The following is a 19,984-nucleotide window of genomic DNA, read 5'->3' as shown; positions in this document are numbered from 1 at the left end:
GAGATGCAACGCCGTTTCCACGCCCCTGTCGTTCTCCCCGCCGACGCGTCCTGTTCGCTCCTGCGTGACGCGGTCGTCGATGTGGACGCCGACGGGCGCATTTCCTACTGCGGACCGGCGGCCACCGCCCCCGGGTCCGCCGCACCGGTCACCACCCTGACCGGCATCCTGCTCCCCGGCCTGGTCAACACGCACGCGCACAGCCCGATGACGCTGCTGCGCGGCATGGGCGGCGACCTGCCGCTGCTGCCCTGGCTCAACGAGATCATCTGGCCCGCCGAAGCGAAGCTGCGGCCGGAGGACGTCCGCACCGGCATGCTGCTGGGCTCGGTCGAGATGCTCCGCCACGGCGTCACGACGAGCGCCGAGATGTACTTCGAAGGCGAGCAGCTGGTCGACGCGGTCCTCACGACGGGCGGCCGAGTGCTGGTCGCACCGCCGGTGATGGAGCTGCCGGGCCTTGACTGGAAGGCCCAGCTGGCAGCGATCGAGCGCTGGATCGACACGGACGGCCTCCGCTTCGGCCCCGGCGACCGCATCGAGCTGGGCTACGGCCCGCACTCGGCGTACATGCTGTCCGCGGAGGGGTTGCGCGCGACGGCGGAGTCGGCGGCTTCGCGGGGTGCGCTGGTGCAGATCCACATCGCCGAGGCAGCGCTCGAGGACACCGCGGTCCGGGAATCGCACGGTTCGGTACCGGCGCTGTTGCGGGAGCTGGGCATGCTGGACGGCCGGGTGCTGGCGGCGCACGCGATCCACTTGTCGGACGCGGACATCGCGCTGTTCGCTCAGTATGGCGTCGGCATGGCGCACTGCCCGGGGTCGAACGCGAAGCTGGCTTCGGGGATCGCACGGGTGGCGGACTTGCGCGCGGCCGGGGTCGCGGTGGGTCTCGGCACGGACGGGCCGGCGTCCAACGACGACATCGACCTGTGGGAAGAGCTGCAGCTGTCGGCGATGTTCGCGCGGTTGGCGACCGGCGATTCGACGGTGTTGACGGCTTCGGACGTGTTCCTGCTGGCGACCCGGGGCGGGGCTGCGGCGTTGGGCCGGGACGACATCGGGGTGCTGGAGCCGGGGCGGTGGGCCGACCTGGTGCACATCGACTTGGACGACCCGGCGTTCGCTTGTGGCTTGGACGTGCCGGACGTGCAGCTGCTGTCGAACTTGGTTTGGGCGGCGGGGTCGCGGCGGGTTCGGGACGTGTGGGTCGCGGGCGAGCAGGTCGTCGCCGATGGGGAGTCGCTTCGCGTCGATCGGGCGAAGGTGCAGGCCGAGGTGGCCGAGACCGCCGCCCGGCTGCGGGCTTGAACCGGCACCCCACCCAGACCTCCCCCCACCCCGATACGAAGCCAGAACACGGACGGCAGCGCCGGGTCAAGGCACGCTTTCCCGCCTTGACCCGGTGCTGCCGTCCGTCGTCACAATCCGGCTTCGGGGTGGTGGGCCAACGAGGGGCCGGCCGGGACGTCATGAACGACTCTTTCAGGACGTCAGACGTGGTGAACGACCCTTTCATGACGTCACCGGCACCTGCACTCGCGGGAGAGGGCGGGGGCCGGGAGGTCAACGCGGGCGGAGGATGACCTCGGTCTGGTGGGCGTCGGGGGTGGCGGACACCGCCGTCACCACCGCGGTCGCCACCGAGTCCGCCTTCAGCAGGTGCGACGTGTCGTAGTCGCGCCCTTCACCCTTGAAGATCTCCTGCTGCATCTCCGTGTCCGTGCGGCCCGGGTACACCGACGTCACCCGAATCTCCGGCTCCTCCTCGCGCAAGGCGTCGGCGAAGGCGCGGACCGCGAACTTGCTCGCCGCGTACGGGGACCAGCCGGGGCGGGCGTTGCGGCCGGCTCCGGAGTTGATCACCACCACGTGGCCGCTGGCCGCCCGCAATGCTGGGAGCAGCAGGCGCGTCAGCTCGACCACCGCCAGGGTGTTGACCTCGAAGTTGTCGCGCCAGGCTTCGGCGGAGACGTCTTCGATGCGGCCGATGCGGGCGACCCCGGCCGAGTGGACCAGGACGTCCAGGGACTCGATGTCCGCGACCGCCGAGGCGAGCGAGTCCGGGTTGGTCAGCTCGACCGGCCACGGCTTCGCGCCCGGGAGCTCCTTCGCCAGCGCCTCGAGCGCCGCCGCGTCCCGGCCGCCGAGGAGGAGGCGGTGGGTCGGGGCCAGCTGGTGGGCGACCGCCTTGCCGATGCCGCGGGACGCGCCGGTCACGAGGGCGAGGGGAAGATCCGTCATGTCCCCACCGTAACTAGGCGAACCCGACGTCCACCGCGCGGTCTTCGCGCTTGTCCGGCCCCAGCTGCCGCGGGTCCGAGCAGCCCGTCGCCGGGTCCGCGTCCGAATCCTTCGCGTCGTCGTCCGCGTCCTTCGGGGCCGGGTGCTTGCCCTCCGCCGTGAAGCACACCTGGTAGCTGCCGTCCTCGAGGCCGTCGAAGCCGTACGCGCCGTCCGGGCCGGTGACCACGCTCGTTCCGTTGTTCAGGACCGCCTTCACGCCGGCCAAGCCCGGCTCGCCGGCGTCCTGCAGGCCGTTGCCGTTCGTGTCCGACCAGGCGAAGTCGCCGATCCGGTTCGTCGGCGTCACCAGGCCGAGGTCCGCCGCGAAGTCCTCGTGCGACGGGCCGCCGACCGTGCGCGGTGCGGTGCAGCCGTCCGGGCCCGCGTCCGAATCGCGGTCGTCCGGCGCCGCGTCCTTGCTGGTCACCGCGTAGCCCGACGGCACCGCGAAGCAGACCTGGTACGTGCCGTCCTTCAGCTTCTCGAAGCCGTACTTGCCCTTGTCGTCCGTCGTCGCGGTGCCGACCGTGCCGCCGGCGCCGTCCTTCAGCGTCACCTTCACGCCCGCGACGCCGGGCTCGTCCGGGTCCTGGATGCCGTCGCGGTTGCGGTCGGCCCAGGCGAAGTCGCCGATCTTCGCGATCGACGGCGGCGGCTGCACGGTGATCGTCGCCGACGCCGTCTTGTCGCCCAGCGTGCCGCCGTCGAACTGGACGCCGGTCACCTTCGCCGTGTTGACGTGCCCGGTGTCGGCCACCGTCAGGTTCGGGTGGTCGCAGGTCAGCGCCTTGTTGGCCCCCGCCGCGAGCGCGAACGGCTCGAACTTCCCGGTGCACCACGGGTCCACCACGGTGATGCCGTTCAGGTCCTGCGTGCCGTCGTTCGTCACGGTGACGCGGTAGTGCGCGGTCTCGCCCGCGGTGACCGTCGCGAACGGGCCCCACGCGCCGGTCGCCGGGTTCTGCACTTCCTTCTTCACCGAGTACGCCGCGAGCTGCAGGTCGACGCAGTCCCAGCGCACCCGTTCGGCCCTCGTCGTCGCGAAGAACTTCACCGCGGCCGCCTTCGCCGGGGCCGTCGCCGCCGGGAAGTCCTGCCGGACGAGCTGTCCGTCACCGGCGAAGTGGCCCGCGACGAGCTTGGTCTCCTGGACCTGGGCGCCGTTCACGTCGAAGAAGCGCAGCCCGGTCGCCGGTCCGGTCTCCGGCGCGTACGAGCCGGTCGACACGCTCAAGGTGTAGACGCCGCCGGGGACGAACTTCTCGGTCGAGTAGGCCGTGCTGGCCCGGCCGTCCGGCGTCTGGATCACCGCCGAACGCTGCCCGTCGACGGCGAACGCCTGCTCGGTCAGCAGCCTCGGCGCCTTCGCGGGCGGCGTACCGGGCGGCACGGGCGCGGCCGGGGTGAAGACGTAGGCGTCCGGGGCGCCGTTGCGCGCCGTCTCCTCGACGCTCGGGTTGGCGGCGATCCCGCCGCACGCCGACGGCGGATCCGCGACGGCCGCGGGTACGACCGTCCCGGAGAGCGCCACCACCGCCACTGCCACCACGCGCGCCGAACGGACCATGCCTCGACTATGGCGCGGCGCCGGGGCCCGCACCGGCCGAGAACCGTCCACTTAAGAGTGAACCTCGGCCGGTGCGGGTCGCGGGTCAGCGTTCGCCGATGCGGCCGGGCAGGCCGAAGCGGCCCTTCTTCCACACCGAGACCAGCGACGGCCGCGGCTGCGAGGTGCCACCGTCGGGCCAGTGCGACGTCGGGTTCGCCGAGCTGGCGGCGTTCTCACCCGGGTGCTGGACCGCGACGAGCACCACGTGGTCGGTGACGTTCGGGCCGCACGTCTCGGCGCCGACCGGCACCGAGAGGAACTGCTTGACGTGCCCGCGTTCCGGGCCGGTCACCGGCACCGAGAACAGGCCGTCGTTCGCGCCGAGCGCGTTCCCGTCGGTCGAGATCCAGAGGTTGCCGTGCCGGTCGAACGTGACGTTGTCCGGGCACGAGATCGGGCTGACCTTGGTCTTGTCGAAGCCGCCGTAGTAGGTGTCGGCCGCGGCCGGGTCACCGCAGACGAGCAGGAGCCGCCAGGAGAACTTCGTCGACGCCGCGTCGCCGCGGGCCTCCTCCCACTCCAGGATCTGCCCGTTCTTGTTGGCCACGCGCGGGTTCACCTCGTCGACGCCGGCCTTGCCCGCCGCGCCGCGGTCGGAGTTGTTGGTCAGCGCCGCGTAGATCCGGCCGTTGACCGGGTTCGGCTCGATGTCCTCCGGCCGGTCCATCTTCGTCGCGGCGACCTTGTCGGCGGCCTGGCGCGTGAAGACGTAGACCTCCTCGGCGGTCATGCCGTCCACAAAGGACTTGGTGCCGCTGGCCAGCGGGATCCATTCGCCGGCGCCGTCGAACTCGCCGTCGGCGGGGAGCTTGCCGGTGCCGTCGACCTCGCCCGGGCTGTCGCCGGTGAAGCGGGCGACGTACAGGGTGCCGTCGTCGAGCAGCGCCGAGTTGTGGCGACGCGCGTGCGCGCTCTTGCCCGGCTTGTACTTGCCCTTGGAGACGAACTTGTAGATGTACTCGAACCGCTCGTCGTCGCCGGTGTAGGCGGCGACGCGGCCGTCGGCGGTGATCTTGATGTTCGAGCCCTCGTGCTTGAGCCTGCCGAGCGCGGTGTGCTTGACCGGCGTCGACGTCGGGTCGTTGGGGTCGATCTCGACGACCCAGCCGAAGCGGTTCGGCTCGTTGGGCTCCTGCGCGACGTCCCAGCGCTTGTCGAACCGCTCCCACTTGCGGGTGCTCGTGCCCGTGCCGATCGCGTACCGCTTCAGCCGCGCGGACTCGACCGGGTCGGTCCGCTGCTCCGAGTTGGCGAAGTACTGGTGGATGTTCTCCTCGCCGGACAGCACGGTGCCCCACGGCGTCACGCCGCCGGAGCAGTTGTTCTGCGTGCCGCGGACCTTGCGCCCGCTCGGGTCGGCCGACGTCTTCAGGTACTTCGACCCGGCGGCCGGGCCGCGGACCTCGAAGACCGTGTCGAGGGTGATGCGGCGGCCGTACCGGCTGGGCACGACCTCGAGGCCGCCGCGGACGGGGTCGCGGCGGGTCAGCAGTACCGACAGGCCGTGCGCCGCCCAGGCGATCTTGACCTGCTCTTCGGTGGGGTTGGCCGGGTCGTACTGGTCGGCCGGGAACAGGTGGACCTCGGTCGTGTACTCGTGGTTCACGACGAGCAGGTTGGTCAGGCCCAGCGGGTCCTGCGGGATCAGGCCGACGAAGTCGTTGTTGTAGCCGAACTGCTTCGCCTGCGCGGCCGCCGTTTGCTTGGTGAAGTCGAACTTCGGGGCGCCGGCGACGACCGGGTCGCCCCAGCGGATCAGGACGCGCTGCGCGTACCCGTCCGGGACGGTGACCGCGTCGAGCTTGTTCGGCGGGACCGGGTCGAAGTCGGTGCCGGGCACCGGGCGCGGCGGCCGGGGCGAGTGCCCGGCCGGCGCGGCGGCGGCCGTCCCGGACAACGCGGCGAACCCGCCCGCGGCGGCGGCCATCACTGCGCCGGCCTTGAAGGCCCCGCGGCGGGAGATGGCCTTCACGACGTCGCCGAAGTACTCGTTCCCGGACTCGTTCGGCTCGGGGTGGGCACAGGCGTTGCCACAGCGGTATTCGCAGGTGATCGGGGAGCGGCCGCCGGGGTGGGCGGGGAAGAGCGGGAGCAGACGGTCGGGCACGAGGCCTCCATGGTGGGAGTTCGGGAACGAACCGACCGTAAGCCTCCCAAACCAGCCATTCTCGACATACAGGTGAACGGCGGGTGTACGGCTGCTCCGAACGGTCCTGTCAGAACTCTTCGCCGACGAGCACGGCCTCCTGCGGCACCGCGTGCGGGTCCGCCTTCTTCTCCCGCAGCGAGAGCAGCGCACCCGCGACGACGCACAGCACGGCGGAGGCGATGAACGGCGCTTGCGGCGAGCCGAACCACTCGGCGACGTGCCCGACGAGCGTTGCGGCGACAGCACCACCGAGCCAGCGGCAGAAGTTGTAACCCGCGCTGGCGACTGGGCGCGGCGCGTCACTGATCGACATCGCGGTGCCGGTGAACAGCGTGTTCAGCAGGCCGGACACCAGCCCGGAGACGACGATCCCGGCGACCAGGACCGGTTTGCTCGGCACGGCGAGCACCAGCATCAGCACGGCGTAGCCGAAGACGGCGGCCGCGGCGGCGTGCCGCTCGCCGAGCTTGGCGGCCAGGCGCGGTGCGAGGGCGACCCCGGCGACGGCGACGCACAGGCCCCAGCCGCAGAAGACCAGCCCGACGGCGATGGCGCTCCAGCCGAGGACGAACGGCGACCAGGCCAGCACGGCGAAGAACGCGGCCGTGTACAGCGCCGACGCGACCGACGTGCGCAGCAGGCCGGTGTGCTTCAGCGCGCGAAGCGGGTCGAGCAGCTTGATCGGGGCGCGTTGCTCGCCCTTGTCGCTCTTGAGGAAGACCGCGCACAGCACGAGCGCGCCGGCCATCAGGATCGCGGTGCCGAGGAACGGGCCGCGCCAGGAGATCGAGCCGAGCAGCGCGCCCAGCAGCGGGCCGACCGACAGGCCGACCCCGAGGGCGGCCTCGTACAGCAGGATCGCACCGGACTGCCCGCCGGTCGCGGCGCCGACGATCACCGAAAGCGCGGTCGCGATGAAGAACGCGTTGCCGAGCCCCCAGACCGCACGCAGCCCGACGAGCTGCTCGATCGAGCCGGCGGCCGAACACAACGCGGTGGCCACGACGATCAGCGACAGCCCGACCAGGACGGTCTTCTTGGGCCCGAACTTGGCGCTCGCCGCGCCGGTGACCAGCATCGCGATGACCTGGACGCCGAGGTAGGACGAGAAGAGCAGCGTGACCTGCGACGGCGTCGCGTCCAGGCCCTTGGCGATGGACAACAGGATCGGGTCGACCAGCCCGATCCCCATGAAGGCGATGACCGCGGCGAACGCGGTGATCCACACCTGCTTGGGCTGGCCCTTGACGGCGTCCAGCAGGCTCGAGTGGTGCTCAGCGCTCATCGCTGATCAGTTCCTCCTTCTTGGTGTCGATCAGTAGCTTGGCGAGAGCCGGGAGGGCGGCTTCGATCGCTGCGCGGTCGGTGTCGTCCATGGCGATGAGCCGTTCGCGAAGGAACTCCTCGCGGGCAGCCACCGTCTCGGCGTAGAAGCGGCGGCCCTCGTCGGTGACGTCCACGAGCACGGCCCGCCGGTCGGCGGGGTCCGGCGTGCGGGTGGCGAGGCCGAGGCGTTCGAGCCGGCTGACGACGTCGGTCATCGACGGCAGCTTCACCTGCTCGAACTCGGCCAGCGCGCTCATCCGGCGCGGCCCGCCGTTGACCAGCTCGCTCAGCACCGAGCCCTGGGTGAGGGTCAGCGTCAGCTGCGGGGTCTGGCGGCGCACCTGGTGGTACAACCGGAAGACCAGCGGCCGCAGCCGGTGGGCGAGGTCGGCGATCGGGGAAGTCACTTAGCCAGGCTAACAAAATATAGTAAGGGTAGCTAAGTAATTCCGCTCACAGGCTAGGCTCGGGGTATGGAAGCGGTGATCTTCGACCTCGACGGCGTCCTGGTGGACTCGGAGCGCATCTGGGACGAGGTGCGCCGCGCGGTGGTCGCCGAGCACGGCGGCACGTGGCGCCCGGAGGCGACGCGGGCGCAGCAGGGGATGAGCACGCCCGAGTGGGCCCGGTACCTGGTGGAAGAGCTGGGGGCGCGGTCCACGCCGGCCGAGATCGCGACGCTGGTGGTCAAGCGGATGGCGGCGCGGTACGCCGCCGAGCCGCCGCTGATCCCGGGTGCGGTGGAGGTCGTGCGGCAGGTTTCGGGCCGGTGGCCGGTGGCGATCGCGAGCTCGTCGCCGGTGATCCTGATCAAAGGATTCCTGGACGTGACGGGGTTGCCGGTGGGGGCGGCGGTGTCGTCGGAGCAGGTCGGGGCCGGGAAGCCGGCGCCGGATGTGTACTTGCGGGCGGCTGAGCTGCTGGGCGTGGCGCCGGGCGATTGTGCGGCTGTCGAGGACACGACCAACGGGTTGCGGTCGGCTTTGGCGGCCGGGATGGCGGTCTATGCGGTGCCGAACCCGCACTTCCCGCCGGATCCGGAGGTGCTGGGGCAGGCCACGGCGGTGGTGGAGAAGATCACCGACTTGCCGGGGGCGCTCGGGCTCAGCTGACGCTGAACCGCACCGGCGGCGAGCCGAGCTTCACGTCGGCGACGAACACCTGGTTCTCGCCCAGCTTGCCGACCGCCTTCGCTTGGCTCAGGTCACCGTCGAAGTCGTAGAGGCGCAGCACCCGCACCGACGGGTCGACCAGGAAGACCGCCTTGCCTGCCGGCAGCGGCCCACCGCCCTTGCCCACGTACCCGGCCCGCACGACACCGTCCGTCAGCGGGACGCACGACGGCGACTCGATGCCGTACTGGCCTTTGGGCGCGATATGGGGGATCCCCTTGACGAACGCCACGACGCAAAGCAGCTTCCGGCCCGCCGGGTCTTCGGGGTCGGTGGCGAAGGAGGTCCAGGCGTCCGTCTGGCCCGCGAAGTCGGTGAGGGCGACCGGCTCGCCGCCGCCGCTCACGTTCGCCGGCGCGATCTCCGGGGCGGCGAACACCAGGTCCTGCCCGGGCCGCGTCGCCGGGGCTGCCGGTGGTGACTGCGCCTCGTTGACCTCGGTCGCCAGCAGCACGCTGGTCAGCACCACCAGGACCGCCGCCAGGGGGGCGACCACCACCGTCAACCGGCGGCGCCTCGGCCGTCGCCGCTGCCTCCTCTGCTGCTCCGCCCACGCCGCGTCGAGGTTGGGCGTGACCTTCTCCGCCTGTCCCCGCAGTGCTTCGGCCAGCTTGCGTTCGAGGTCGGTCATCGCTCACCTCCCGGCTCTTCCCCCAGGTGCTTGCGCAGGTTCTCCATCGCGTGGTGCGTGGTCGCCTTGACCGTGCCCGGGGAGATCCCGAGCGTCTCCGCGATGCCCGCCGTGCTGAGGTCCAGCCAATAGCGAAGCACCAGCACCTCGCGTTGGCGACGGGACAATTTCCCCAGCACCGTCCGCAACCGCTCGTGCTCCCAGTTGGCGACCGCCCGGACCTCGGCCGACAGCTCGTCCGGCGGCCTCTCCTGCGGGGTCCGCCGGACCACGCGCAGGTGCCGCGTGCGCGACCGCGACATGTTCACCACGGTCGTGCGCAGGTACCCCGCCACGCGCGTGTGATCACTGAGCGTGTCCCAGCGCTGGTGGAGCTTGACGAACGCCTCCTGGGCGACGTTCTCCGCGTCGTCCGCGCCGAGCAGGTGCGCCAGCCTCGTCATCTGGGCGAAGTACTCCCGGAAGAGGCCGTGGAAGGTCGGCGCGCCCAGGTCCCCCGGCACGCTTTCGCCCACGCTCGCGCTCACACCCCGCCAACGCACACCCCGCCCCACCGGTTTAGTGCACCACGCGAAGAAGGCCGCCACCAGCGGTGACGGCCTTCTCTTCAGCGGTGGATCAGCGTTCGACCTCGCCGCGGATGAACTTCTCGACGGCGTCGCGCGCGGTCGCGTCGTCGTACTGCTCCGGCGGCGACTTCATGAAGTACGACGACGCCGACAGGATCGGGCCGCCGATGCCGCGGTCGAGCGCGATCTTCGCGGCGCGCACGGCGTCGATGATGATGCCCGCCGAGTTCGGCGAGTCCCACACCTCGAGCTTGTACTCCAGGTTCAGCGGGACGTCGCCGAACGCGCGGCCCTCGAGCCGGACGTAGGCCCACTTGCGGTCGTCGAGCCACTGCACGTAGTCCGACGGTCCGATGTGGACGTTGCCCTTGCCGAGCTCGCGGTCGACCTGCGAAGTCACCGACTGGGTCTTGGAGATCTTCTTCGACTCGAGCCGCTCGAGCTCCTTCATGTTCAGGAAGTCCATGTTCCCGCCCACGTTGAGCTGCATCGTCCGGTCGAGCTGGACGCCGCGGTCCTCGAACAGCTTCGCCAGCACGCGGTGCGTGATGGTGGCGCCGACCTGGGACTTGATGTCGTCGCCGACGATCGGGACGCCCGCGTCGGTGAACTTCTGGGCCCACTCCGGGTCGGAGGCGATGAACACCGGCAGCGCGTTGACGAACGCCACGCCGGCGTCGATCGCGGCCTGGGCGTAGAACTTGTCCGCCACCTCGGAGCCCACCGGCAGGTACGACACGAGCACGTCGGCCTGCGCCTCGCGCAGCGCGGCGACCATGTCGACCGGGGTCTCGTCGGACTCCTCGATCGTCTCGCGGTAGAAGCGGCCGAGGCCGTCGTGGGTGTGCCCGCGCTGGACGGTGACGCCGAGCGGCGGCACGTCGGCGATCTTGATGGTGTTGTTCTCGGAAGCGAAGATCGCCTCGGACAGGTCGCGGCTGACCTTCTTGGCGTCCACGTCGAACGCGGCGACGAACTCGATGTCGCGGACGTGGTAGCCGCCGAAGTCGACGTGCATCAGACCGGGGACGCGGGTGGCCGGGTCCGCGTCGCGGTAGTACTGGACACCCTGGACCAGCGACGCCGCGCAGTTGCCGACGCCCACGATGGCCACCCGTACGCGGCGGTTCTCGCCCATGGGGGTTTCTCCTTCAATCCGTGTCTGTTCAGTAGGTCTGGTGCCGCGACGCTGCGGCCCGCGCCGGGCGGCTCAGGTCTCCGGACCCTGCCGTTCGGCTTGTTCGTGCGCGATCAGCTCGTTGAGCCAGCGCACCTCCCGCTCGCTGGTCTCCAGCCCCAGCCGGTGCAGCTCGCGGGTGTAGCGATCGATCTTCTCCTCGGCCCTGGCCAGCGCGGCCCGCATGCCCTCACGGCGTTCTTCGACGCGACGGCGGCGGCCCTCGAGGATCCGCAGCCGCACGTCGGCCGGGGTCCGCGAGAAGAAGGCCAGGTGGACGCCGAAGCCTTCGTCGTCCCAGGTCTGCGGCCCGGCGTCGCCGAGCAGCTCGCCGAAGCGCTCCTTGCCCTCCGCGGTGAGCTTGTAGACCCGCCGTCCGCGCCGCGACCACGCCCGGTCGTCGGCCTCGTCCAGCTCTTCGACCAGGTACCCGGCCCGCAGCAGCTTCCGCAGGGTCGGGTACAGCGAGCCGTACGAGAACGTCCGGAACGTGCCGAGCGTCTCGTGCAGCCGCTTGCGCAGCACGTACCCGTGCATGGGCGCTTCGTGCAGAAGACCCAGGATCGCGAACTCCAGCACAGCGCACCCCCTTCCGGGAACAAACCGAGACGACGGGCGTTGCTCCGAATGATCGCCTCGATCCAACCTACTCAGCCACTATATCGCGCCGATACATCGAAGTGGCGAAGCTAACGAGCACCCTCACTCTGGAGTGGGGGAAATTCACCGGAGAGTTATCGAACGTCCGGCGTGTCCGTCCCGGTCGCGGGGTTGCCCGCGCTAGGGGGCGTGGACGACACAGGAAGAGCCCGTACTCTGTCCTGGTGATTAACCAGCGGCAGGTCGTGGACTACGCGCTGCAGCGCCGTGCGCTGCTGGCCGAAGTCCGCTCCGGGCGCGTCGGCAGCTACGAAGCCTGCGACGCGAGCCCGTACCTGCTGCGGGCGGCGAAGTTCCACGGCCGGGCCGGTGACCAGCCCTGCCCGATCTGCCGCCAGGAACCGCTGACCCTGGTGTCCTGGGTCTACGGTGACGAACTCAAGCACGTCGCGGGCTCGGCGAGGACCCCCGAAGAGCTGGCCAGGATGGCCGGTTTGTTCGCTGAGTTCACCGTGTACGACGTCGAAGTCTGCCGGGCGTGCCACTGGAACCACCTGGTCCGGTCGTACGTCCTCGGCACGGGGGAACCGGCCGACGGTCCGCGAAGGACCGCAGGCCGGTGAGCTGGATCACAACCGCTGAAGAGCGCAGAACGGCGCACTACCGGGTGCCGGTCTGGGAGGCCCATTCGTGAACGACGACCGCAACCGCTCCTGGCCCGGCCAGGAGCCAGATGCACCTCGCCGTGCCCAAGGCCCGTGGCCGGGGGAAGACGCCGGACCGGCGTGGCCCGGCGAAGAGGCTCCCCGCCGGCCACGCGGTGAATCGGCTCAGCGTGGAACGCCGCCCCGGGGCAACCCGCGTGGCGGTGGGTCGCCCGAGTGGCCGTCCGGCGACGAAGGCGGCCCGCAGTGGCCCGGCGAAGAGCCGCCACGGCGGCCGCAGCGCCCGCGTCAGCAGGGCCAGCAGGGCATGCCGCCGCGCCGGGCCATGCCGCCGCCCGGGCAGCGCGCCCAGCAGGGTCCGCCCGGGTCGCCGCCGCAGGGCTTCCGCCAGCCCGGCAACCGGCCGGTGCCGCCGCCGGGACGCGAGCCGGACCTGATCACCCACCACGCGCACAACGGCACCGACGACTTCGGCCGCGACCCGTACGACGACGGCTACGACGACGCCGCCTTCAACGAGTTCGCCGACGACGTCGAGCCCCAGGACGAGCTCGACGAAAAGGGCAAGAAGGTCCTCACGCCGGCGCAGCGCAAGAAGCGCCGGTGGAAGATCATCCGGCGGGTGGCGTACGCCTTCGTCGGGCTGTTCTTCGTCGTGCCCGCGATCGCGTTCGTCATCACGTACTTCCTGGTCGACGTGCCGACGCCGGAGAGCATCAAGTCGCTGCAGAACCAGCCGATCACCTACTACGACGCCAGCGGTCAGGTGATGGGCCGGGAGCTGCCGCCGGGCGGCGACCGCCAGCTGCTCAAGCCGGGCGAGGTGCCCGAGGTCGTCAAGCACGCGGTGTACTCGGCGGAGGACGCGACGTTCGAGACCAACTCGGGCTTCGACGTCACCGGCATCCTGCGCGCGGTCTGGAACCAGGTCTCCGGCGGCCAGGGCGGTGGTTCGACCATCTCCCAGCAGTACATCAAGCAGGCAACGCAGAACGACGCCCCGACGCTGACCCGCAAGTGGACCGAGCTGGCCAAGTCGTTCAAGATGAACAACCAGCAGTCCAAGGAAGAGATCATCACTTCCTACCTGAACATCGTCTACTTCGGACGCGGGGCGAACGGTATCCAGGCGGCCGCGAAGGCGTACTTCAACAAGGACGCCAAGGACCTCAACGCGTCCGAAGCCTCGCTGCTGGCCGGCCTGATCCAGGGTCCCGGCCGTTCGGAAAACCAGGCGTACGCCCAGAAGCGCTGGGCGTACGTGATGGACCAGATGGTCGCCAACAAGTGGCTGCGCGCGGACGAGCGGGCCACCTTCCAGTACCCGACGCCGATCCCGAAGAACGCCAACAAGGAGCAGAACTCCGGCAAGCTGACCTACCAGGTCCAGCAGCGGATCAAGGACGAGCTCGCGGTGAAGGGCTACGACGAGAACAAGCTGTTCTCCAGCGGCGCCAAGATCTACACGACGATCGACCCGGCGGCCCAGGAGGCGGCCGAGAAGGCCGCCGCCGACGGCATGAAGGGCCAGACCGACGAGAACCTGCTGAACGCGCTCGTCGCCGTCGACCCGAAGACCGGCGGGGTGCTCGCCTACTACGGCGGGCCGGAGACGGTGAAGGACGCCGAGGGCAAGGACCAGATCGGCCAGGACCGGGCCAACCAGGCGCGCAACCCGGGTTCGTCGGTCAAGGCGTTCGACCTCACGGCGTTCCTCAAGATGGGCAAGGGCCTCGGCGAGACGTTCGACGGCTCGAACAACCGGGTGCTCGGCGGCCGCACGGTCCGGAACGCGGGTGACAGCGCCAGCTGCGGCAAGGACTGCACCGTCGCGAAGGCGATGGAGATCTCGGCGAACACCGTGTTCTACGACATGGTCCTGAACGTGACGAAACCGTCCCGGGTCGCGGAAGCGGCCAAGGAGGCCGGGGTCAAGGTGGCGCCGGACGGCAAGAGCGTCCTCTACACCGACGACAACAACATCTCGCTCGGTGGTGGTGGCACGGCCGTGACGCCGGAGGACATGGCGGCCGCGTACGCGTCCTTCGCCAGCGGCGGCACGTACCACGAGCAGCACTTCGTCGCGAAGCTGACGAACAACCAGGACGAGGTCGAGTTCGACCAGAACAACATCAAGACCAACCCGGCGTTCGACGACGACGCGTCGAAGAGCCAGCAGATCGCGGGCAACGTCACCGAGGCGCTGCAGCCGGTCATCAGCCACTCGAACCTGAAGTGCCCGAGCGGCCACGAGTGCGCGGGCAAGACCGGTACGCAGCAGTACACGGCGAAGGCCGGCGACCCCTCGTCGTACAACGACCGCAACGCGCAGACGTGGATGGTCGGGTACACGCCGTCGGTGTCGGCGGCGGTCTGGGTCGGCGGCGACGGCAACAAGCCGCTGCACGACCCGAAGAACAAGCCGATCTTCGGTGCGACCATCGCCGGTCCGACGTGGCAGAACTTCATGAACCTCTACCTCAAGGGCAAGCCGGCGGAGAAGTTCGACAAGGTCGCGGCGATCGGCAAGGACGTCAACGACGTGACGTCGACGCAGCAGAAGCCGCCGGACACGCCGACCACGACGACGCCGCCGACCACCACGGAGACCCCGCCGAGCACCGAGCCGTCGGACACCGAGACGAGCACGACGCGGACGTCCCGGACCCGGCCGGGGCCGCCGATCACGTCCATCAACCCCGGTGACGGCAACACCTTCGGAGGTGGTGGCGGGGTCGCCTCGCCACCGGGCTCCGGGCCCGGATAGCGACGTTCCTCCTTCAGGGCCCTCCGCGAACGCGCGGAGGGCCCTGAAGCGTTTCAGGAAGATCATTCCGCAACCGTTCCCCGTCACGCGCGTCCTTTCCAGAAGGGGGCGGCAATCGTGCTGCCCGCGCACACTGGAGGACTGCACCGTGCCCGACGATCGATCCCGCTCCTGGCCCGGCCAGGGACCCGATCCGCGCCGTCGCGCACCCCAGGGTCCGCCCGGCCAAGGACCGCGCCGGCCGCAGCAGCCGTGGCAGCAGCAACCGCCGCCACCCCAGCAGCCGCCGCGGACGCCGCCGCGCGGGTACCGCCCCGAGCCGCCGCCGATGAGCGGTGGCCCCGAGCTGATGACGCACCACGCGTACGAAGAGCCGGACGGCTACGACGACGGCCGGCCGGATGACGACGGCAAGCCGGTCCTCACGCCGGAACAGAAGAAGAAGCGCCGCTGGAAGATCATCCGGCGGGTCGCCTACGCGTTCGTCGGCGTATTCTTCGTGCTCCCCGCGATCGCGTTCGTCATCACGTACTTCCTGGTCGACGTGCCGTCGCCGACCGAGGTCGCGCAGAGCCAGAGCCAGGCGGTGACCTACCTCTTCGCCGACGGCTCGCCGATGGGCAAGGACGTCCCGCGCGGCGGCAACCGCGTGCTGCTGACGCCGGAGCAGATCCCCGACGTCATGAAGCACGCGGCGATCGCGACCGAGGACGACTCGTTCGAGACCAACTCCGGCTTCGACGTCGGCGGCCTGCTGCGCGCGGTCTACAACCAGGCCACCGGCGGCACGGGCGGTGGTTCGACGATTTCGCAGCAGTACATCAAGAAGGCCACCGACAACGACGCCCCGACGTTGACGCGCAAGTGGACCGAGCTGGCCAAGTCCTTCAAGATGAACCAGACGTACGAGAAGAAGGACATCATCACCGCGTACCTGAACATCATCTACTTCGGGCGCGGGGCGTACGGGGTCGGCGCGGCGTCGCAGGCCTTCTTCCACAAGGAAGCGAAGGACCTGACCTTCTCGGAAGCCGCGCTGCTGGCCGGGCTGATCCAGCAGCCGGGCCGGTCGGAGAACCCCAAGGTCGCGAACGACCGCTGGAACACCGCGCTCGACCGGATGGTGAAGAACAACTACATCACCGCGGCCGACCGCGCGGCGGCGCAGTTCCCGACGCCGATCCCCCTGGAGGACAGCAAGCAGCAGGCCGGCGCGCCGCCCGCGTTCGTCGTCCAGCAGGTGAAGGACGAACTGGCCGCGCACGACATCCCGGAGGACCGCTACTACTCCGGCGGCTTCGTCGTCCAGACGACGATCGACCCGAAGGCGCAGCAGGCCGCGGAAAAGGCCGCCACCGAGGCGCTCGAGAACCAGGTCGACGACAACCTGCTCGACGCGCTGGTCGCCGTCGACCCGAAGACCGGCGGCGTGCTCGCCTACTACGGCGGCAAGCCGATCGTGCAGGTCAACGGGCAGGACCAGGCCGGACGCGACTGGGCGGACACGCCGCAGAACCCGGGCTCGTCGATGAAGCCGTTCGACCTCACGGCGCTGCTGAAGAAGGGCCAGGGGCTCGACAAGACCTACGACGGTTCGAACAACCGCACGTTCGACGGCCGCGTCGTCCGCAACGCCGGTCCGGGCAGCTCGTGCTCGCAGCAGTGCACGGTCGCGGAGGCGATGATGCGCTCGGCGAACACGGTGTTCTACGACATGGTCCTCAACGACACCAAGCAGGGCCCGGTCAAGGAAGCCGCGAAGGAGGCCGGCGTCAAGGTCAAGGAGGACGGCGGCCAGTCGATCATCTCGACCAAGGACAACAACATCTCCCTCGGCGGTGGCGAAACCCAGATCACGCCGCTGGACATGGCTTCGGCGTACGCGACGTTCGCCGCGAACGGCGAGCAGCGGCAGCGGCACTTCGTGCTCAAGGTGACCAACGGCCAGAGCGAAGTCGCGTACGAGGCGCCGACCGACGGGAAGGCGGCGTTCGACAGCGACTCCGACAAGAGCCGCCAGATCGCCGGGAACGTCACCGAGGCGCTGAAGCCGGTCATCGACTTCTCGAAGCTGAAGTGCCCGAACGGCCACGAGTGCGCCGGCAAGACCGGGACGCAGCAGCACACGAAGGTCGCGGGCGAGCCGTCGTGGGCGGCGAACGCGAACTCGCAGACGTGGATGGTCGGGTACACGCCGTCGGTCTCGGTGGCGGCCTGGGTCGGCGGCGACGGCAACAAGCCGCTGCACGGCAAGAACAACTCGCCGATCTACGGTTCGACCATCGCCGGCCCGATGTGGCAGAAGTTCCTCTCGCTGTACCTGGCCGGCACGCCGGGCGAGCGGTTCGACAAGGTCGACCGGATCGGCGGCGAGGTCCCGCCGCCGGCGTCCGACGTCGCCACGACGACGGACGCGACCCCGACCGGCGACAACCAGGGCGACGGCAACGACAACGGCGGCGGCAACGACGGCGACCAGGGCGGCGACCACGGCAACGAGTCGTCGTCGCCGACGAGCACGCCGAAGCACACGAAGACGCCGACGTCGAAGGAAACACCGACGAAGTCCGACGAGCCGGACAACTAGCCGGGCTGAACCACGGTGGGCCGCGGTCCGTGTCCTCTTCGAGAGGACTGCGTCCGCAGCCCACCGTGGAGGACGGCCCGTGAACCACGACCCCACGTCACCCGGCCGGCAGCACGTCCCGCGTCGACGTACCCGGCGGCCGGTGCCGCGCTCCGGCCTGCTGGGCACCGAGCCGGAGCTGATCACCCACCACGCGCACAACGGCACCGAGGACGAGCCGCCGACCGTGCCGATCCTGCGGCCGCGTCCCGGCCAGCCGCCGCGCCGGCCGCGGCCGCTCACCGACCGGGACCTGCGGCGACGGCGCTGGCGGCGGGTCCGCCGGATCGCCTACGTCGTCGCCGGGCTGTCCTTCGCCGTTCCCGCGATCGGGTTCCTGATCACCTACCTCGCCGTCGACGTCCCCTCGCCGGAGACCGTCGCGCAGGCGCAGGGCCAGGCCGTGACCTACCTGTTCAGCGACGGCACCGAGATGGGCAAGGACGTGCCCACCGGCGGCAACCGGCAGATCCTGGCGGCGAACCAGATCCCGGACGTCGTCAAGAAAGCCGTGATCGCGACCGAGGACGCGTCCTTCGAGACCAACTCCGGCTTCGACGTCGGCGGCATCCTGCGCGCGGCGTACAACCAGGTCACCGGCGGGACCGGCGGCGGGTCGACGATTTCCCAGCAGTACATCAAGAACGCCTCCGGCGACGACGACCCGACCTTGACGCGCAAGTGGGTCGAGCTCGCGAAGTCGTTCAAGATGAACCAGACCTACGAGAAGGCGGACATCATCACCGCCTACCTCAACATCATCTACTTCGGCCGCGGCGCCTACGGCATCCAGGCCGCCGCGCAGGCGTACTTCGGCAAGGACGTCGGGCAGCTCGACTACTCGCAGGCCGCGTTGCTGGCCGGGCTGATCCAGCAGCCGGGCCGCTCGGAGAACACGGCCGTCGCGACGGGCCGGTGGAACACCGCGCTCGACCGGATGCAGAAGAACGGCTACCTGACGGCGGCCCAGCGCACGGCGGCGAAGTTCCCGGCGCCGATCCCGCTGAAGGAGAGCCGGGAAGCCGGCGCGCTGAACCCGTTCATCAAGGCCAAGGTCAAGGCCGAGCTGGCCGCGCAGGGCATCGACGAGAAGCAGTACTACGCGGGCGGGTTCCAGGTGTTCACCACCATCGACCCGCAGGCCCAGCAGTCGGCGGAAAAAGCCGTGGCCGAGGGCATGGCCGACCAGACCGACGACCGGATCCTCAACGCGCTCGTCGCCGTCGACCCGAAGACCGGCGGCGTGCTCGCGTACTACGGCGGCGACGCGCTCGTGAAGGGCCCGAACGGCGAGGACCAGGCCGGCCGCGACTGGGCCGACGAGCCGCACAACCCGGGTTCGTCGATGAAGCCGTTCGACCTGGCCGCGTTCCTCAAGCTCGGCCGCGGCCTCGACGCGCGCTTCGACGGCACGTCACCGCGGACGTTCCCCGGCGTCGACCTGCCGATCCGCAACGCGGGCGACAGCAGCAGCTGCTCGCAGCAGTGCACGGTCGCCGAAGCCATGCAGCGGTCCACGAACACGGTGTTCTACGACATGGTCCTCAACGTCACCAAGCCGTCCGGGGTCGCGGAAGCGGCGCAGGAAGCGGGAATCCGGACGTCGGACAACGGCGGGCGCAGCAAGCTGTTCACCGGCGACAACAACATCTCCATCGGCGGCGGCGACACCCAGGTGACGGCGGCCGACATGGCCTCGGGGTACGCGACTTTCGCGGCGAACGGCGTCCAGCGCGACCGGCACTTCGTGCAGAAGGTGACCAACGCGAACGGCGAAACCGCCTACGAGGCCAAGGATCGCTCGGCCGACGCGTTCGCCGACAACGACCCGCAGAAGAGCGCGCAGATCGCCGGGAACGTCACGGCGGCGCTGGCCCCGGTGATCCAGTTCTCGCGGCTGAGTTGCCCCACGGGCCACGAATGCGCCGGGAAAACCGGTACGCAGCAACACACCCCGCAGAACGACGAACCCGCGTCGGCGGCGAACGCGAACTCGCAGACGTGGATGGTGGGCTACACGCCCTCGGTGTCGGCGGCCGTCTGGGTGGGCAGCGACGGCGACAAGGCGCTGCGCGGCCCGAACGGCGCCCCGCTGTTCGGCTCGACCTTGGCCGGCCCGATCTGGGACCGGTTCATGCAGCTGTACCTGTCCGGCCGGCCGGGCGAGCGCTTCGACCGCGTGGCGGCGATCAGCTCGCCGCAGGACCGGGTGCAGGTCCAGCAGCCGCCGCAGCAGCAACAACAGCAGCAGGACCGGCGGATCCAGGTGGGGCAGGGCGACCAGCAGCAGCTGGACCAGTTCCGCCAGTTCCAGCAGCGGCTGCAGGAACTGCAGGACCGGCAGCGAGGAAGGAAGAGGCCGTGACGTCGGCGCTGGGGGACACCGGCGTCACGGCCAGACCGGGGG

15 protein-coding genes are annotated in these 19,984 nt (G+C 70.3%); 6 read left to right on the top strand and 9 right to left on the bottom strand.

Features of this window, described 5'->3' with window-relative positions; genetic code table 11:
* The first annotated feature begins 3 nt into the window (after nt 1–3).
* Nucleotides 4–1,311 (top strand): amidohydrolase family protein, encoded by a 1,308-nt coding sequence (locus tag ACIQWX_RS06140; protein WP_400866274.1) that lies wholly within the window; start codon nt 4–6, stop codon nt 1,309–1,311.
* A gap of 255 nt (nt 1,312–1,566) precedes the next feature.
* On the opposite strand, the gene ACIQWX_RS06135 is transcribed toward ACIQWX_RS06140, so the two are convergent.
* The 5 genes from ACIQWX_RS06135 to ACIQWX_RS06115 all read right to left on the bottom strand — a co-directional run bounded on the left by ACIQWX_RS06135 (nt 1,567) and on the right by ACIQWX_RS06115 (nt 7,777).
* Nucleotides 1,567–2,244 carry an SDR family oxidoreductase gene (locus tag ACIQWX_RS06135; protein WP_400866271.1) on the bottom strand — a complete coding sequence of 226 codons (678 nt, stop codon included), beginning with the start codon at nt 2,242–2,244 and terminating at the stop codon, nt 1,567–1,569.
* Nucleotides 2,245–2,257: 13 nt separating this feature from the next.
* The gene (locus ACIQWX_RS06130) at nt 2,258–3,853 is read right to left on the bottom strand and encodes an SdrD B-like domain-containing protein (RefSeq protein WP_400866268.1); all 1,596 of its coding nucleotides are present in this window, start codon (nt 3,851–3,853) and stop codon (nt 2,258–2,260) included.
* A gap of 85 nt (nt 3,854–3,938) precedes the next feature.
* Entirely contained in the window at nt 3,939–6,002 is a 2,064-nt protein-coding gene (locus tag ACIQWX_RS06125) for a PhoX family protein (protein WP_400866263.1), read from the bottom strand.
* Between the two features lie 109 nt (nt 6,003–6,111).
* Nucleotides 6,112–7,329 carry an MFS transporter gene (locus ACIQWX_RS06120; protein WP_400866260.1) on the bottom strand — a complete coding sequence of 406 codons (1,218 nt, stop codon included), beginning with the start codon at nt 7,327–7,329 and terminating at the stop codon, nt 6,112–6,114.
* A complete protein-coding gene (locus ACIQWX_RS06115; protein ID WP_400866257.1) occupies nt 7,319–7,777 on the bottom strand; it encodes a MarR family winged helix-turn-helix transcriptional regulator in 459 nt (152 codons plus the stop codon). The genes ACIQWX_RS06120 and ACIQWX_RS06115 overlap by 11 nt, the downstream gene beginning before the upstream one ends.
* A 66-nt stretch (nt 7,778–7,843) precedes the next feature.
* On the opposite strand from ACIQWX_RS06115, the gene ACIQWX_RS06110 reads away from it, so the two are divergent.
* Complete coding sequence (locus ACIQWX_RS06110) at nt 7,844–8,482, top strand: HAD family hydrolase (RefSeq protein WP_400866254.1); 639 nt, start codon at nt 7,844–7,846, stop codon at nt 8,480–8,482.
* On the opposite strand, the gene ACIQWX_RS06105 is transcribed toward ACIQWX_RS06110, so the two are convergent.
* From ACIQWX_RS06105 to ACIQWX_RS06090, 4 genes are all read right to left on the bottom strand, one after another.
* A complete protein-coding gene (locus tag ACIQWX_RS06105; protein WP_400866251.1) occupies nt 8,475–9,173 on the bottom strand; it encodes a hypothetical protein in 699 nt (232 codons plus the stop codon). The two genes, ACIQWX_RS06110 and ACIQWX_RS06105, sit on opposite strands and share 8 nt — an antisense overlap.
* Nucleotides 9,170–9,700: an RNA polymerase sigma factor gene (locus ACIQWX_RS06100; protein WP_400866248.1), complete on the bottom strand. Its 531-nt coding sequence runs from the start codon at nt 9,698–9,700 to the stop codon at nt 9,170–9,172. The genes ACIQWX_RS06105 and ACIQWX_RS06100 overlap by 4 nt, the downstream gene beginning before the upstream one ends.
* A gap of 91 nt (nt 9,701–9,791) precedes the next feature.
* The gene (locus ACIQWX_RS06095; RefSeq protein ID WP_400866245.1) at nt 9,792–10,880 is read right to left on the bottom strand and encodes an inositol-3-phosphate synthase; all 1,089 of its coding nucleotides are present in this window, start codon (nt 10,878–10,880) and stop codon (nt 9,792–9,794) included.
* A 72-nt stretch (nt 10,881–10,952) separates the two neighbouring features.
* Complete coding sequence (locus ACIQWX_RS06090; protein ID WP_013230991.1) at nt 10,953–11,498, bottom strand: PadR family transcriptional regulator; 546 nt, start codon at nt 11,496–11,498, stop codon at nt 10,953–10,955.
* 245 nt (nt 11,499–11,743) lie between these two features.
* On the opposite strand from ACIQWX_RS06090, the gene ACIQWX_RS06085 reads away from it, so the two are divergent.
* The 4 genes from ACIQWX_RS06085 to ACIQWX_RS06070 all read left to right on the top strand — a co-directional run bounded on the left by ACIQWX_RS06085 (nt 11,744) and on the right by ACIQWX_RS06070 (nt 19,942).
* Nucleotides 11,744–12,142: a DUF5318 domain-containing protein gene (locus ACIQWX_RS06085; RefSeq protein WP_086679625.1), complete on the top strand. Its 399-nt coding sequence runs from the start codon at nt 11,744–11,746 to the stop codon at nt 12,140–12,142.
* Nucleotides 12,143–12,491: 349 nt separating this feature from the next.
* Nucleotides 12,492–14,951: a transglycosylase domain-containing protein gene (locus ACIQWX_RS06080; protein ID WP_400866241.1), complete on the top strand. Its 2,460-nt coding sequence runs from the start codon at nt 12,492–12,494 to the stop codon at nt 14,949–14,951.
* 328 nt (nt 14,952–15,279) lie between these two features.
* Complete coding sequence (locus ACIQWX_RS06075) at nt 15,280–17,538, top strand: transglycosylase domain-containing protein (protein WP_400869408.1); 2,259 nt, start codon at nt 15,280–15,282, stop codon at nt 17,536–17,538.
* A 79-nt stretch (nt 17,539–17,617) separates the two neighbouring features.
* Nucleotides 17,618–19,942 (top strand): transglycosylase domain-containing protein, encoded by a 2,325-nt coding sequence (locus tag ACIQWX_RS06070; protein WP_400866238.1) that lies wholly within the window; start codon nt 17,618–17,620, stop codon nt 19,940–19,942.
* Nucleotides 19,943–19,984 lie beyond the last annotated feature (42 nt).

Origin of the sequence: Amycolatopsis sp. NPDC098790 (assembly GCF_044759945.1) — a bacterium.
Taxonomy (GTDB): domain Bacteria; phylum Actinomycetota; class Actinomycetes; order Mycobacteriales; family Pseudonocardiaceae; genus Amycolatopsis.
Note: the sequence above shows the minus strand (reverse complement) of the source record. Positions and strands in the feature narration are given on the sequence as shown.